A 15160-nucleotide genomic window follows, 5' to 3' on the forward strand; every position below is an offset into this window, starting at 1 on the left:
TCACACGGCTAGCGTGGTGCTTTTGCTAGGCCTGCTTTGTCCACTTGTAGGCATTCCAGGTGATGCCGTTCTGGCTCGGGTTCAGTTCAACGTTCTCCATCTTGGAGGAGTGGGCAACCACTCCGGAGTTCGCGTAGAGAACCACGTTGTAGACCTCGGCAGCGAGGATTTCCTCGGCCTGGGTCTTCAGTTCCTTGACTTCTTCGTCGTCAGTGGACTGGGCGATCTGGTCCCAGATCTTGTCCAGTTCTTCGCTGGCGAACTTGCCGTAGTTCTGCTCGCCGTCGGAGACGTAGATGGACTGGGCGCTGGCAGCCAGGCCGGAACCGGCCCAGGCGAAGAGGATGGCATCCCAGGCGCCGGGTTCATTGAGCTTGGCGCTCCAGTCCTTGTCCGGGGTAGGAACAATCTCGAACCCGGCCTGGTCGCACGAGGTCTTGATCAGGGTCACGATGTCCGCACGCAGCTGGCTCGTGGAGGAGAACATCAGGCGGACCGAAACAGGCTCGGTCTTGCCGGCGTCGGCAAGGAGTTTCTTGGCACCTTCGATGTCGACTTCGTCGTACTCGCTGGCGGACGGTGCGCCGGCCAGGACCTCTTCGTAATCTTCCTGGCCGGGCTGGTATTCGCGCAGGTTGTCGACGGTGGCGTTCTCATCGATGGGCTTGGCGAACTTCTCGACGATGTCCTCGCGCGGTACGCACTTGGCGAAGGCCTGGCGTACGGCCAGGTCCTTGAAGACGCCGTTCTCGGACTGGTCCAGGTCAATGTGGCTGAAGGTCAGTTCCGGGCCGGTGAGCATGGTGACGCTCTCACCGATGTTCTCGATGGAGGTCTTGGTGTCGACGGTCGGGCCGGACGGCTCGATGATGTCAACATCACCGTTCTGAAGTGCCTGCACGGCTTCGGTGTCCTCGATGGCCTTGAAGACGATGTTCTCGGTCTGGCCCTTGCGTGCCTCGCCCCAGTAGTTTTCGTTGACCTTCAGGGTCAACGTGCCGTCGGTGGCATTGTCCAGCACGTACGGACCAGAGGAGGGGATCAGTGCGGCATCCGGGAGGGCGGTCAGGTCGGCTTCATAGTTCCAGCCGGTGTTCCAGAACTCGGCGACCGGAGTCAGCGCTGCGGTGTCGTTGTCCTGGATGGCCTTGACCAGGGCTTCGCCGTTGTTTTCAACGCTAAGGCCGCCCTGCTCGGCAGCAATGTGAGCCGGCATGATCGGGCCGATCATCATGGCTTCCCAGTCAGCGTAAGGAGTTTCGAAAACCATCTCGAATTCCTTGGCGCCAGCCTCGCCCTCGATCATCTTGGTCTGCGAGTAACCGTTGGTGGAGGAAGGCTGGAAGATGTTCTCGCCGTCAGCGCCCACGGTCTTGCCGGAGTAGGCGGCCCAGTTCAGCAGCACGTCATCAAAGTCGATGGGGGTGCCGTCGGACCACTTGGCGTCCTCGTTGATGGTGTATTTCACCGTCAGGGGATCGTCACTGGTCTTTTCGAAGGTGCCGAACTCCTCGTCGTGGATGATGCCGTTGGGGCTGTATTCCACAAAGTTGCTGTGCACCAGGTTGTCAACGTAGCTGTTGTACGAGCTGTTGGTGTTGGCCGTGCCGGAGTTGTAGGCATCTGGTGCCTGGCTGATGGCAACCGTAATGGTTGAGGCAAGGTTCTCCGCCTGAGCGGTTTCCCCGTCGCTTTCGTTTCCGCCCCCGGCGGATCCGCAGGCGCCAAGGAACAGGGCCCCCACGGAAAGTGCGGCAAGAGCTGCCGTGCGCTTAGTACGCATCTGTAGTCCTAACTGGTGATGAGGAGTCAGGAACCACCAAAGATGGCCCCCCAAGCGGCCAGTGATAGCCGCCACATGTGGAGAAACACTAGCCACTAAATGTTTCGGCTGTGAGACAAGTTACATGTTGTTAACTGATCGTTACCTGATCGTGGTCAACCGGGGGAACAAAAAGACGCAAAGCTGCCAGTAGTGGCAAAAAGGCCCCTGCGGATATATTCCGCAGGGGCCTGCCTGTCCGGGTCCGTGACCTCTTACGGAGCCAGTGCCTGCCGTGCAGGCTCATCGTCATGCCGGGCTTATTCGTGCCCGCTAATTCATGTCGGGGAGGTCCAGCCACTGGTACCAGCCGCGGTGCAGCACCAGCCAGGCCATCAGGCCATAGCCGGCCTGTCCAGGGGTGCCGCCGTTCGCAGCGAGGTCGTTGCGCCACTGTTCGTGGTTCAGCAGCGGGCTCAGCGTGTCCACGTAGACATGCTTGCGGCGGGTGGTGACGTCGCCGAAGGCTGCGGAGAGGTCCGCGAGCTTCCGGTTACGTTCCGGGTCCAGTCCCGGGGGAGGCCCGACGACGAACACCTTGATGCTCATCTGGGCGGCACCGTCGAGGATGTTGGCCAGGTTCAGCCTGCTCCGTGCGGTGGTGAGTTCCAGGTCCAGGTCACGGTCGGAAAGACCAATGACCAGGCGGTTTTCGCAGCCGTCATCAAAGCGCCGTCCGGCCTCGGCGAGCCACCGGTTGGCCAGGGCCTCCGTGCCTTCGTGCGGGGCAGCGAGGCTGTATGCCTGCAGGTTTACGTTCTCCGGCGAGGTCCGGGCCAGGACACGGCCCAGCCAGCCAAGTGCCCGCGGATCCCCGTGTCCGGCCAATAGCTCGTCACCTACCGCAGCAAGCCGGATTCTGCGTTGTTCCACTAGTCACCTTCTCGGGTCAAAAAACAGGGTGGGACGCCGAAGCGCCCCACCCAAACGTAGCCTACTGCCGTTCGAAGGCCTTTTTCACGAGGATGTCCTGCTCCACGGCGTGGCGCTTGGCCGAACCCGTAGCGGTGGACGCCGACGCCGGACGGGAAACCAGGCGGAGCCGGCTGTCCAGGTACTGCGGCAGGTTCAGGCCGATGAACGGCCACGGACCCTGGTTCGCCGGTTCGTCCTGTGCCCAGACAATCTCCGCATTCGGGTACTTGCCAACGGCAGCGCGGATCTCTTCCACCGGAAGCGGGTAGAGCTGCTCCACGCGGACGATAGCCGTCTTTTCGTCGCCGGTCTTCTGGCGGTTGGCCAGCAGATCGTAGTACAGGCGTCCGGACACCAGCAGGACCCGGTCCACGGCGTTTGCATCCAGTTCCGCGTGCTCGGGGATGACCGGCTGGAACTCGCCGTGCGTGAACTCATCCACCGACGTCGCGGCAGCCTTAAGGCGCAGCAGCTGCTTCGGCGTGAAGATCACCAGCGGCTTCCGCGGACGGCTGTAGGCCTGGCGGCGCAGCAGGTGGAAGTGCGAGGCACCCGTGGTGGGGTTGGCAACAATCATGTTGTCTTCCGCGCACATCTGCAGGAAGCGCTCGATCCGGGCGGAGGAGTGGTCCGGGCCCTGTCCTTCGTAGCCGTGCGGAAGCATCAGCACCAGCGACGAACGCTGGCCCCACTTCTGCTCGGCCGAGGAAATGAACTCGTCAATGATGGTCTGTGCACCGTTGACGAAGTCACCGAACTGGGCTTCCCAGAGCACCAGTGCATCCGGACGCTCCACGGAGTAGCCGTATTCGAAGCCCATGGCAGCGAATTCGGACAGCAGGGAATCGTAGATCCACAGCTTCGCCTGGTTCGGGTCCAGCTCGGCCAGCGGCATCCACTCTTCGCCGGTGGCGCGGTCATGGAAGACGGCGTGGCGCTGGGTGAACGTTCCGCGCCGCGAGTCCTGCCCGGCGAGGCGTACCGGGACGCCCTCCATCAGCAGGGTGCCGAAGGCGGCAATCTCGGCGAAGCCCCAGTCGATGTTGCCCTCGCGGGACATCTGCTCGCGCTTCTCCAGCAGGGACTTGAGCTTCGGGTGGATGGTGAAGCCTTCCGGCACCGCCACGTGGGCCTTGCCGATGTGGGCCAGGACCTCTGCCGAAACCGCCGTGCTGGCCGGCTTGATGATGGTGGTGCCCTCCTGCTGGGCGGCGGGCCGCTCCAGGTCGGAAACCGCTTCCGAGTCCTTCGTGATGACCGGGATCGGGGAGGTCTGGGCAGCGTGCGTCTCAGCGAAGACCCGCTCGAGGCGGCCCTGGTAGTCGCGCAGCGCCTGCTCGGCCTCTTCCTGGCTGATGTCGCCGCGTCCGATCAGGGACTCGGTGTAGAGCTTGCGCACCGAGCGCTTGGCCTCGATCAGGCTGTACATCATCGGCTGCGTCATCGAAGGATCGTCGCCTTCGTTGTGGCCGCGGCGGCGGTAGCAGACCATGTCGATGACAACGTCCTTATGGAACCGCTGGCGGTATTCGTAAGCCAGCTGGCCCACCCGGACCACTGCTTCGGGGTCGTCTCCGTTGACGTGGAAGATCGGTGCCTGGACCATCTTCGCCACGTCGGTGGAGTAAACCGAGGAGCGTGAGGAGGTGGGGGAGGTGGTGAAGCCCACCTGGTTGTTGACCACCACGTGAATGGTGCCCCCGGTGCGGTAGCCGCGCAGCTGGGAGAGGTTCAGCGTTTCCGCCACCACGCCCTGGCCTGCGAACGCCGCATCGCCGTGAATCAGGATCGGCAGGACGGGGAACTCGTCGCCCTTGTCCAACCGGTCCTGCTTGGCGCGGACAATGCCTTCAAGAACCGAGTCTCCGGCCTCAAGGTGGGAGGGGTTGGCGGCCAGGTAGATCTTGGTCTGGTTGCCGTTATCGGAGGTGAAGGTTCCCTCGGTGCCGAGGTGGTACTTCACATCGCCCGAACCCTGCACGCTGCGCGGATCCTGGGTTCCTTCGAACTCGCGGAAGACCTGGGCATAGGTCTTGCCGGCAATGTTCGTCAGGACGTTGAGGCGCCCGCGGTGGGCCATGCCGATGCCGACCTCTTCGAGGCCGTCGTCGGCTGCTCCGGAAATCACGGCGTCCAGCAGCGGAATCAGGGATTCGCCGCCCTCCAGGGAGAAGCGCTTCTGGCCAACGAACTTGGTCTGCAGGAAGGTTTCAAACGCTTCCGCGGCGTTGAGCTTGCTGAGGATGCGCAGCTGCTCTTCGCGGTTCGGCTTGGTGTACTTGGTTTCCAGGCGGTCCTGGAACCACTGGCGCTCTTCGGGATCCTGGATGTGCATGTACTCAATGCCGGCGGTGCGGCAGTACGCGTCCCGCAGGACACCGAGGATCTTGCGCAGCTTCAGCATCGGCTTGCCGCCGAAGCCGCCTGTCGGCCACTCCCGGTCCAGGTCCCACAGCGTGAGGCCGTGGTTCAGGATGTCCAGGTCGGCGTGCCGGCGCTGGACGTATTCCAGCGGGTTCGTGTCGGCCATCAGGTGGCCGCGCACGCGGTACGCGTGGATGAGCTGCTGGATGCGGGCAACCTTGTTGATCTGCTCATCCGGGTTCACCTGGATGTCAGGGCTCCAGCGCACGGGCTCGTACGGGATCCGCAGGGATTCGAAGATCTCGTCGTAGAAGCCCTGCTCCCCGAGCAGGAGCTGGTGGATGATGCGCAGGAACTCGCCGCTGCCGGCACCCTGGATGACGCGGTGGTCATACGTGGAGGTCAGCGTGATGATCTTGCTGATCGCGTTGCGGGCAAGGATCTTCTCATTGGCACCCTGGAATTCAGCCGGGTACTCAAGGGCGCCGGCGCCGATGATGGCGGCCTGGCCCTTGGAAAGGCGGGGAACCGAATGCACGGTGCCGATACCGCCGGGGTTGGTCAGGGAAATGGTGGTGCCGCGGTAATCGTCGGCGCCGAGCTTGCCGGCGCGGGCACGCTTGACCAGATCCTCGTAGGCGTGCCAGAACTCCGAGAAGTTCAGCGTTTCGGCCTTCTTGATGTTCGGCACCACCAGCAGGCGGGTGCCGTCCGGCTTGGGCATGTCGATGGCCAGGCCGAAGTTCACGTGCGCCGGCTGGACGGCAACGGGCTTGCCGTCCACTTCGTCGTAATGCACGTTCATGGAAGGGAACTGGGCTGCGGCGCGGATGATGGCGTAGCCCAGGAGGTGGGTGAAGGACACCTTGCCGCCGCGTGCCCGCTCCAGGTGGCTGTTGATGACAATGCGGTTGTCAATGAGCAGCTTGGCCGGCACGGCGCGAACCGTGGTGGCCGTGGGAACGCTCAGGCTGAGGTCCATGTTGGTGGCGATGGCCTTGGCCGGTCCGCGCAGGACGGTGACCTTGTCCTCTTCCGCAGCAGCGTCGCTGGGCTGGGTTTTGGGCAGCTGGGCGGGAATGGGCGCAGCCTTGGGGGCCGGATCGCTCTTGGCGGCCTGCTGCGGGGCGGGCTCGGCCTTCGGCTTTTCCTTGGCTACCGGCGGTTTGCCCGACTGCTGCGTTGCAGCGGGGGACTCACCGGAGGCCTTGGGTGCCGTGGGGGCCGTGGACTCGGCCTTCACTACGGGCAGCTGCCTGGTTACCGGGTTTGCGCCGAGTTCTGAGGGAGAGCCGGATGCCTTCCCGTTGGAGCCGTTGTCTGACTGGGAGTCTTCAGCCTTGAAGGACTCGAAGATGCTCCACCACTTTTTGTCAACGGAATCCTTGTTCGACAAATACTGTTCGTACAGTTCATCGACAAGCCACTCGTTGCCGCCGAATTCTTCCGGCAGGCGGTGGTTGGATTGGTCTGGCACTAGATATACGCCTCTTCCATGAGTTGCCGTTTGCCCTGATGGCACCATGATCTGAGCGGTTCCGCTACAAGAACTTGTTGGTGCGGCCCGGTGCGCAGTGACCGAGACTTCATGCCAGTCTAGTGACATATTCGAAGAACTGGCCAATCCCGGCGGGTTGCGTGAAGGACACCCGGCGCGATCTGCCGGCAAGCGCTGTAGCAGGCACCTGTGGCGGGCGTGCCCCGAACCTGTAAACTGACTCTCCTATGGACAGTTTTTCTAGGCGCCGGCCTGCGTCCCGGACTGCGGCTCCCGCTGCCGGTTCGCCCCGAGCCGGCAAATCCCGCGCCCGATCCACCCAGCATTCGCCTGCCGCTTCATCGGAGCCTTCCAGTCCGGCCTTAGCCGACCACCCTCCGTCTGAACGTATCCCGGCAGCGCCTGTTTCCCGGTTTCCCCGGGCCTTGCCTCTTTCTTTAAGGCAGCCCGCCGCAATCCCGGCCCGGCGCTGCGGCGAAGTGGCGGTGAGGGCCTGATATGGAATGGCTCTACCTCTTCTTCGGTCTGCTCCTTATTCTCGGTACCGGTTTTTTCGTTGCCGTGGAATTTTCGCTCGTCGCCCTGGACCAGCCGGCCGTACGCCGCGCGGTGGAAAACGGCGATAAGGCCGCTGAACCCCTGCTTCGGTGCCTGACCACGCTCTCCACCCAGCTCTCGAGCTGCCAGCTGGGCATCACCCTGACAACCCTGCTGACCGGCTTCGTCATGGAGCCGTCCGTGGGACGCCTGCTGGAAGGCCCGCTGGCCGGGCTGGGACTGCCGCCCCTGCTGGTTGACTCGGTCTCGGTTACCGTCGCAATGATCCTGGCTACGTTCCTGTCCATGCTGCTGGGTGAACTGATCCCCAAGAACATGTCCATCGCCATGCCCTTCCGGGTAGGCAAGGCACTGGCACGCCCGCAGCTGGCCTTCACCGTGGTCTTCAAGCCCGCGGTGCTGCTGCTGAACGGGTTCGCCAACCGCATCCTGCATCTCTTCGGCCTCGAAGCCAAGGAAGAGGTCAGTGGTGCACGCACCCCGGCTGAACTGTCCTCGATGGCACGCCGGTCCGCTGAGATGGGCACACTGGATAAAAACACCGCGGCCTTCCTCTCCCGGACGTTCTCCTTTGCGGGGCGCACTGCGGCGGATGTTATGACCCCGCGTATCCGGCTCGAGACCATCGACGCCGAGCAGCCCGTCGCAGACGTGATTGAAGCGGCCCGCCGGACCGGCTATTCCCGGTTCCCGGTGCTGGGGGATTCCCCGGATGACATCCGCGGTGTCGTGCATGTGAAAAAGGCCGTGGCGGTGCCCCGCAGCAAACGCGCAACGCTGCCTGCCGCCGCGATCATGAGCGACATTCTCCGGGTGCCGGAAACGGTGCACCTGGATTCGCTGCTTTCCGAACTCCGCAACGCCAACCTGCAGCTCGCCGTCGTGCTCGATGAATACGGTGGAACCGCCGGCGTCGCCACCTTGGAGGACCTCGTGGAGGAGATCGTCGGGGAAGTCTCGGACGAACACGACAAAGCCAAGCCCGGGGTGCTGCAGAGTGCATCCGGTGCCTGGTACTTCCCCGGGATCATGCGTCCGGATGAGGTCTCCGCACTGGTGCCGCTGCTGCGGATGCCCGACGAAGCCGGGTATGAAACCGTGGGCGGCTACATCATGGCCGAACTCGGCCGCATTGCGGAAGCGGGGGACCGTGTGGAGGTTCCCGGCGGAATGCTGGAAGTGGAACGCATGGACGGCCGCCGGATTGACCGGGTCAGCTTTATCCCCGTTGCGGAAGACAGCGAAGGGGAGCATCCCACCGAGCATCAGGACAACATGGAAGCACCGCGGGCCGAGGCCCGTAAGGACCGTTCGGCACGAAGGGAGGGCATCCGATGAGCGATCTGGCAGGGATTTTCTGGCTGGTCGTTCTGTTGCTGGGCAATGCCTTCTTCGTTGGTGCCGAGTTTGCCGTGATGTCCGCCCGGCGCAGCCAGATTGAGCCCTATGCGGAAGCCGGTTCCAAACGGGCCAGGACAACACTGTGGGCCATGGAGCATGTTTCCCTGATGCTCGCCTGCGCCCAGCTGGGCATTACTGTGTGCTCCCTCCTGATCCTCTCCGTAGCCGAGCCGGCCATCCACCATCTGCTCTCGGTTCCGCTGGAAGCAGTGGGGCTGCCGACTGAGGCCGCGGACGGCGCAGGGTTCCTGGTGGCGCTGCTGCTGGTCACTTTCCTGCACGTCACCATCGGCGAGATGGTCCCCAAGAACATCTCGGTGTCCGTGGCGGACCGGGCCGTGCTGCTGCTCGCGCCGCCGCTGGTCTTCATTTCCAAACTTGTCCGGCCGGTCATTGCCGCACTGAACTGGCTCGCCAACCATGCCCTGCGCGTGGTGGGCATTACGCCCAAGGATGAGGTTGCCTCGGCCTTCACGCTTGAGGAGATGCAGTCCATCGTGGAGGAATCCACGAAGCTTGGCACCGTGGCGGATAATTCCGGCGTGATTTCGGGTGCGCTGGAGTTTTCCGGGCAAAGCGCCGGAACGGTCATGGTGCCGCTGGATGAGCTGGTGACGCTGCGGACTGATTCCACTCCGGAAGAGTTTGAACGGGCAGTGGGCCGGACCGGCTTCTCCCGCTTTGTGCTGGTGGATGAAGCAGGCAACCTGACCGGTTACATGCACTTGAAGGACATCATGTCCATCCCGCCGGAGGCGTACGAACGGCCGATCACCGAGAACAAGGTGCGCACCCTGGCGAACCTGCGCCTCGATGATGAAATAGAAGACGCGCTGGCGGTGATGCAGCGGACGGGTTCGCACCTTGCCCGTGTGCTGGCACCGGACGGAAGCACCCGGGGAGTGCTGTTCCTTGAGGACATCATTGAGCAGCTGGTGGGCGAGATCCGGGACGCCACCCAGGCGCAGGGTTTCCGCCGCACCGGGGAAAGCCTCTAAAGGGCGGGAAGTCTAGATGCGAATGGTTCGCGTTTAGGTTATGCTGTAGAGGCTTTCGCTGCCGGGCCGGCAGTCTGCGGCGCTGCCGTCAGGCGCCGGCGCCGGCCTGTCCTGCCGTCCATGCCACCACCTAACCCAGGGATATTGAACTTATGCGCCGTACCCCCGCCCGCCTGGCCGGAACCGTCCTTGCCGCAGCAGCACTGGTCCTTACTGGCTGCAGCGGCGGAGGCGGCGATGCCTCCGGCGGTTCCGGCGACGGCGGCACGGTGAACGTGGTGGCTTCCACCGACGTCTACGGCAGCATCCTTTCCAGCGTCGGCGGGGACAAGGTTGAAGTCACCGCGCTGATTGACCGGCCGAGCCAGGATCCGCACTCCTATGAGGCCACGGCCAGGGACCGGCTCGCCGTGTCCAAGGCTGACCTGGTGGTGCTCAACGGCGGAGGGTATGACAGTTTCATGGAAAAGCTGGCTGCCGATGAAGGCGTTCCGGAGGATGACATCCTCAACGCGGTGGAGATCTCCGGACTCGAGGGCTCCGAAGAGGAAGACCACTCGGAAGAGGGCCACTCGGAAGAGGGCCACTCGGAAGAGGACCACGCCGAAGAGGACCACGCCGATGCGGGCCACTCCCACGAAGGGCACAGCCACGGTTCCTTCAACGAGCACGTCTGGTACAGCCCCGAGGCGATGGGCCTGCTCGCTGAGGCAGCGGCCGAACGGCTCGCTGAGCTCGACCCCGACGCCGCCGAAACCTTCCGCAGCAATGCCGCGGACTTCAACGCGGGTATCGAGGACCTCAATGCCGCCCTGGCCGCCATGCGTCCCGTGGCGGACGGCCGTGACGTGGCCCTGACCGAGCCGGTGCCGGATTACCTGGTGGAGGAAGCAGGGCTCCACAATGCCACCCCGTCCGACTTCACCGAAGCCGTGGAAGAGGGCGCCGACGTGCCGCCGCAGGTGCTCAAGGAGATGCAGGACCTGGTCACCGGTGGTTCCATCGTCTTCCTTGGCTACAACGAACAAACCTCCACCCCGCAGACCGAAGCCGTACGCGAAGCGGCACTGGCCGAAGGCGTCCCCGTGCTGGACTTCTCCGAGACCCTGCCCGAGGGCCAGGACTACCTGCAGTGGATGGCAGCGAATACCGAGGCCATTGAAGGTGTCCTGCAGTGACGCCCGCAGCGGCTCCGTCGCCGGTAGTGCGCCTGCGCGACGCAGGGCTCTCATTTGGTGAGCGCACGCTCTGGAAGAACCTCGACCTGGACATTAACGCCGGCGAATTCCTGGCAGTGCTGGGCCCCAACGGCTCGGGCAAAACCAGTTTCCTGAAAGTCCTGCTTGGCCTGCAGCCGCTCAGCGGTGGCACCGTCACCATCAACGGCCGCAATGTGCACCGCGGCAGCAGGGACATCGGCTACATTCCGCAGCAGAAGTCCTTCAGCCCCGGCACCCCGCTGCGCGGCCGGGACCTGGTGGGCCTCGGAGTCGACGGCGACCACTGGGGGCTGCGGCTGCGCCGCGCGCCGGTGCGCCGCCGGGTGGACCGGCTGCTGGAGCAGGTGGGCGCACTGGCCTATGCGGACGAACCCGTGGGACGCCTCTCCGGAGGAGAGCTGCAGCGGCTGCGCGCCGCCCAGGCACTGGCAACGAACCCCGATCTGCTGCTCTGCGACGAACCGCTGCTTTCCCTGGACCTGCATCATCAGCAGGCCATCAGTTCCCTCATCGAACGGCGCTGCCACGACGACGGCTCTGCCGTGGTTTTCGTGACCCATGAGATCAACCCGGTGATCGAATATGTGGACCGTGTCCTGTATCTGGCCGGGGGCCAGTTCCGCACCGGAACACCGTCCGAGGTGCTGCGCAGCGACGTGCTCTCGGAAATGTACGGCAGCCGCGTGGAAGTGCTGCGCAGCCACGGACGGATAGTGGTGCTGGGTATCCCCGACGCCACCACACACCACCACGGAGAAAGCGAGGGTGATCTTGGACCTGCGTAGCTTCTTCGAGGCGGTTTTCGATTTCAGTGATTACGGGGAGCTTTTGCCCCTGGTCCAGAACTCCATCTGGGCAGCCGCCATCCTGGGCCTTGTCGGCGGGCTGATCGGCACGTTCGTCCTGATGCGGGACCTGGCCTTCGCGGTGCACGGCATTGCCGAGCTGTCCTTCGCCGGGGCCTCGTTTGCCCTGCTGATCGGCGTCAACGTGGTGATCGGGTCCCTTGCCGGCTCGGTGGCAGCGGCCGTGCTGCTGGCGGTGATGGGTCTGCGGGCCAGGGACCGCAACTCGATCATCGGCGTCATTATGCCCTTTGGCCTGGGCCTGGGCATCCTGTTCCTGAGCCTCTACGAGGGCCGCTCAGCCAACAAATTCGGTCTGCTCACCGGCCAGATCGTGGCGGTGGACACCGTGCAGCTGAACCTGCTGGCGGGTGTTGCCGCGGTGGTGGTTGCCGCCCTGCTGTTCATCTGGCGTCCGCTGACCTTTGCCAGCGCTGATCCGGACCTGGCCGAAGCGCGTGGCGTGCCGGTACGGGTGCTCTCCATTGTCTTTATGTTCCTGCTCGGACTGGCCGTGGCGCTGTCCATCCAGGTGGTGGGGGCGCTTCTGGTGCTGTCGCTGCTGATTACCCCGGCTGCGGCGGCCCTGCTGGTGACCTCCTCGCCACGGCTGGTGGTGTTTCTCAGCGTCGCCTTTGCCCTGGTCTCGTCCGTGGGCGGGATCCTGCTGGCCCTGGGCGGCCGCATTCCGATCAGCCCGTACGTAACCACCGTGTCCTTTGCCATCTACTTGGTCTGCCGGCTTATCCGCCGGTTCCGGACCGGGCGCGGACGGCGGGAACTCAGCAGGAACACCGCCACTGCCGGCGCCTGACTGAGCCTGTTGCGGCCCGCCGGCCTTGCGGCGGCCCGCCGGCCTCGTGCGCTGCTGCGCCAGGCCTCGTGCTGCACTAGGCCTTACGGGCGCTGCATTCGGGGCAGAGCCCGAAAACCTCCACGGTATGGGCCACATCGGTGAAGCCGTGCCGGGCGCCGAGGCCCGCCGCCCAGGTCTCAACAGCCGGGGCCTCCACTTCCACTGCCTTTCCGCAGTCGCGGCAGACCAGATGGTGATGGTGGTGCTCGACGGCGCAGCGCCGGTAGATTGCCTCGCCGTCACCGTTGCGCAGCACATCCACCAGGTTTTCATCCGTCATGGACTGCAGGATGCGGTAGGTGGTGGCCAGCGAAACGCGTTCCCCGCGTTCCTGCAGCAGCCGGAAGAGCTCCTGGGTACTGACAAAATCGTCCAGCTCGTCCAAGGTGCGCCCCACGGCAAGCCGCTGGCGGGTCATTCGCTGTTCCGGTGCGCGTTTGGACGGCCGGGATGTCTCGGATGACACGGATTTCCCTCCCGGCAATAGGTGTACGGACACTCCGTCTAGATTATCAGCCGGCGGAGGTGAATCCCCGGGCGGCGGGAACCTGCCGGGCCCGGGCAGCGCAGAGTAGGGTGGCGCTATGAAAATGACGAAGTACACGCATTCCTGTGTCCGCTTCGAGCAAGGCGGCAATGTCCTTGTCCTGGATCCCGGGACTTTTTCCGAAGTCGAGACTGCCCTCGAGGATGCGGACGCCATCCTGGTCACCCATGAGCACGCAGACCATCTGGACCGCACCCGTGTGTTTGCACAGATGCATGATGCGCCGGACCTGGAGCTGTACGCACCGAAGTCCCTCGCAGATTCGCTGCGCGCGGAAGCCGGGGACCTCGCCGGGCGCATCCATGACGTGGAGCCGAACGCGAGCTTCACCATAGCCGGTTTTGGTATCCAGTCATTTGGCGGCCAGCATGCCCTCATCCATCCACTGATTCCGATGGTGGCGAATATCGGCTACCTCGTGGAAGGCCGGGTCTATCACCCCGGTGATTCCTTTGTTGTTCCCAACGGGCTGCGTCCTCGGACCGTGCTGGTGCCGGTGCATGCCCCGTGGTCCAAGGTGGGGGAGGTGCTCGATTTCGTGATCGCCACCGGCGCCGAGCGGGCGTACAACATCCACGACGCACTCCTCAACGAGACCGGACTGGGCATGGTCGAGGGGCACGTTACCCGTTTCGGGAAAACCTACGGCACCGAGTTCCGCCACCTGGACTCCGGCGAATCCGTGGACCTGTAGTGGACGTAGTAATTTCGGTGCAGGAACTGGCACAGGCCGTCAGCTCGGACCGTCCGCCGGTGCTGCTGGATGTGCGGTGGGTGCTTGGAGCCAGTGACGGCCGCGGGAAGTACCTGCGGGAGCACCTTCCGGGCGCGGTCTACGTGGATATGGATACCGAGTTGTCCGCACCTGCCGTTCCCGCGGAGGGCCGCCACCCGCTGCCGGATCCGGCTGCATTCGCGGATGACGCGCGCAGCTGGGGGCTGAACCAGGGGGATGCGGTGGTTGTTTACGACGACGCCGGCGGCACCGCAGCTGCCCGTGCCTGGTGGCTGCTGCGGCACGCGGGGTGGAACGAGGTGCGCCTTCTCGATGGCGGGCTGGGCGCCTGGCGGGCTGCAGGCCTGGCACTGGAGAGCGGGCCGGTGAAGGCAACGGAGGGAACCGCGCAGCTCTCCTGGGGCCACATGCCCGTAGCCGGCCTTGCGGACGTGGACGGGGTTGCTGCGGCGGGAACACTGATCGACGCCCGCGCACCGGAACGCTACCGCGGTGAAACCGAGCCGGTGGACCCCCGTGCCGGGCACATTCCCGGAGCCGTCAACCGCCCGTCCACAGCCAACCTGGCACCGGAGGGCACCTTCCGTGCACCGGACGAGCTGCGGAGCGAGTTCCAGGCTTTGGGTGTGCGTCCCAGCGCCCCGGTGGCAGCGTACTGCGGCTCGGGTATCTTCGCTGCCCATGAAGTGGCCGCGCTGGCCTACGCCGGCATCCCCGCGGCCCTGTATCCGGGCTCCTGGTCGCAATGGTCCAATACGCCCGGCGCCCCCGTGGCCACGGGCCCGGGGGCCGGCCGTGCTGAAGTGCCGCCGGAAAAAGGGTAGCGTCGAAGCATGTTTACCGGCCGACCCGTCCCGCCGCCGCTGCGGGCGCCCCTGCCCGCCGCCCGCCGGACGGAACACCCCAAAGGAGAACCCATGCCCACCCTGTTCACCCGGATCATCAACGGCGAGATTCCCGGCCGTTTCGTGTGGAAGGACAACGACGTCGTGGCGTTCCTGAGCATCGGTCCGCTCAGCGACGGCCATGTACTGGTGGTTCCGCGGCAGGAGATCAACAAGTGGACGGATGCCCCTGCCGAACTCATGCAGAAGCTCATCACTGTGGCCCAGGCTGTCGGGAAGGCCCAGGTGGAGGTTTTCGGTTCCGAGCGTGCGGGCCTGAGCATCGCCGGGTTCGAGGTGGATCACCTGCACCTGCACGTCTGGCCGGCCAACTCGCTGGAGGATTTCGATTTCAGCCGCGCCGAAACGAATCCGGACCCGGACCGGATGGAGCGGAACGCGCAGAAGATCAGGGCCGCGCTGCAGGATGCCGGGTATGCGGAGTTTGTGCCCGCAGCCTGAGGCTGCACGGACAGCACAGTGGCAGTTCCGCCCCTGGGGGCGGGGCTGCCGCTG

At 64.6% G+C, this 15160-nt stretch carries 12 protein-coding genes; 8 read left to right on the forward strand and 4 right to left on the reverse strand.

What is annotated here, in order from left to right; all coding sequences use genetic code 11:
* Positions 1-25: 25 nt before the first annotated feature.
* The 3 genes from QWJ37_RS05920 to QWJ37_RS05930 form a co-directional block, all read right to left on the reverse strand.
* Positions 26-1783, reverse strand: coding sequence for an ABC transporter family substrate-binding protein (locus tag QWJ37_RS05920; RefSeq protein WP_227903407.1), 1758 nt, complete (start codon positions 1781-1783; stop codon positions 26-28).
* A 312-nt stretch (positions 1784-2095) separates the two neighbouring features.
* On the reverse strand, positions 2096-2695 hold the full coding sequence (locus tag QWJ37_RS05925; protein ID WP_227903405.1) for a GDSL-type esterase/lipase family protein: 600 nt from the start codon (positions 2693-2695) through the stop codon (positions 2096-2098).
* A gap of 61 nt (positions 2696-2756) precedes the next feature.
* Complete coding sequence (locus QWJ37_RS05930; RefSeq protein WP_290244671.1) at positions 2757-6578, reverse strand: multifunctional oxoglutarate decarboxylase/oxoglutarate dehydrogenase thiamine pyrophosphate-binding subunit/dihydrolipoyllysine-residue succinyltransferase subunit; 3822 nt, start codon at positions 6576-6578, stop codon at positions 2757-2759.
* Between the two features lie 519 nt (positions 6579-7097).
* On the opposite strand from QWJ37_RS05930, the gene QWJ37_RS05935 reads away from it, so the two are divergent.
* The 5 genes from QWJ37_RS05935 to QWJ37_RS05955 all read left to right on the forward strand — a co-directional run bounded on the left by QWJ37_RS05935 (position 7098) and on the right by QWJ37_RS05955 (position 12435).
* The gene (locus QWJ37_RS05935) at positions 7098-8495 is read left to right on the forward strand and encodes a hemolysin family protein (protein ID WP_227903403.1); all 1398 of its coding nucleotides are present in this window, start codon (positions 7098-7100) and stop codon (positions 8493-8495) included.
* A complete protein-coding gene (locus QWJ37_RS05940; protein WP_227903401.1) occupies positions 8492-9556 on the forward strand; it encodes a hemolysin family protein in 1065 nt (354 codons plus the stop codon). Before QWJ37_RS05935 ends, QWJ37_RS05940 begins: the two co-directional genes overlap by 4 nt.
* Before the next feature lie 152 nt (positions 9557-9708).
* Positions 9709-10734: a zinc ABC transporter substrate-binding protein gene (locus tag QWJ37_RS05945; protein WP_290244673.1), complete on the forward strand. Its 1026-nt coding sequence runs from the start codon at positions 9709-9711 to the stop codon at positions 10732-10734.
* A gap of 26 nt (positions 10735-10760) precedes the next feature.
* Positions 10761-11561: a metal ABC transporter ATP-binding protein gene (locus QWJ37_RS05950; protein ID WP_227903974.1), complete on the forward strand. Its 801-nt coding sequence runs from the start codon at positions 10761-10763 to the stop codon at positions 11559-11561.
* Positions 11548-12435: a metal ABC transporter permease gene (locus QWJ37_RS05955; RefSeq protein WP_227929473.1), complete on the forward strand. Its 888-nt coding sequence runs from the start codon at positions 11548-11550 to the stop codon at positions 12433-12435. The genes QWJ37_RS05950 and QWJ37_RS05955 overlap by 14 nt, the downstream gene beginning before the upstream one ends.
* Positions 12436-12511: 76 nt before the next feature.
* On the opposite strand, the gene QWJ37_RS05960 is transcribed toward QWJ37_RS05955, so the two are convergent.
* Positions 12512-12895 carry a Fur family transcriptional regulator gene (locus QWJ37_RS05960; protein WP_227903971.1) on the reverse strand — a complete coding sequence of 128 codons (384 nt, stop codon included), beginning with the start codon at positions 12893-12895 and terminating at the stop codon, positions 12512-12514.
* 166 nt (positions 12896-13061) lie between these two features.
* Here QWJ37_RS05960 and QWJ37_RS05965 point away from each other — a divergent pair, with 166 nt between their 5' ends.
* The 3 genes from QWJ37_RS05965 (at position 13062) to QWJ37_RS05975 (ending at position 15106) form a co-directional block, all read left to right on the forward strand.
* Positions 13062-13718: an MBL fold metallo-hydrolase gene (locus QWJ37_RS05965; RefSeq protein ID WP_290244675.1), complete on the forward strand. Its 657-nt coding sequence runs from the start codon at positions 13062-13064 to the stop codon at positions 13716-13718.
* Positions 13718-14584 (forward strand): sulfurtransferase, encoded by an 867-nt coding sequence (locus tag QWJ37_RS05970; protein WP_290244676.1) that lies wholly within the window; start codon positions 13718-13720, stop codon positions 14582-14584. The genes QWJ37_RS05965 and QWJ37_RS05970 overlap by 1 nt, the downstream gene beginning before the upstream one ends.
* A 93-nt stretch (positions 14585-14677) precedes the next feature.
* Complete coding sequence (locus QWJ37_RS05975; RefSeq protein ID WP_227903395.1) at positions 14678-15106, forward strand: HIT family protein; 429 nt, start codon at positions 14678-14680, stop codon at positions 15104-15106.
* The last annotated feature ends 54 nt before the right edge of the window (positions 15107-15160 follow it).

Origin of the sequence: Arthrobacter sp. YD2 (assembly GCF_030410475.1) — a bacterium.
Classification (GTDB): Bacteria; Actinomycetota; Actinomycetes; order Actinomycetales; family Micrococcaceae; genus Arthrobacter_B; species Arthrobacter_B zhangbolii.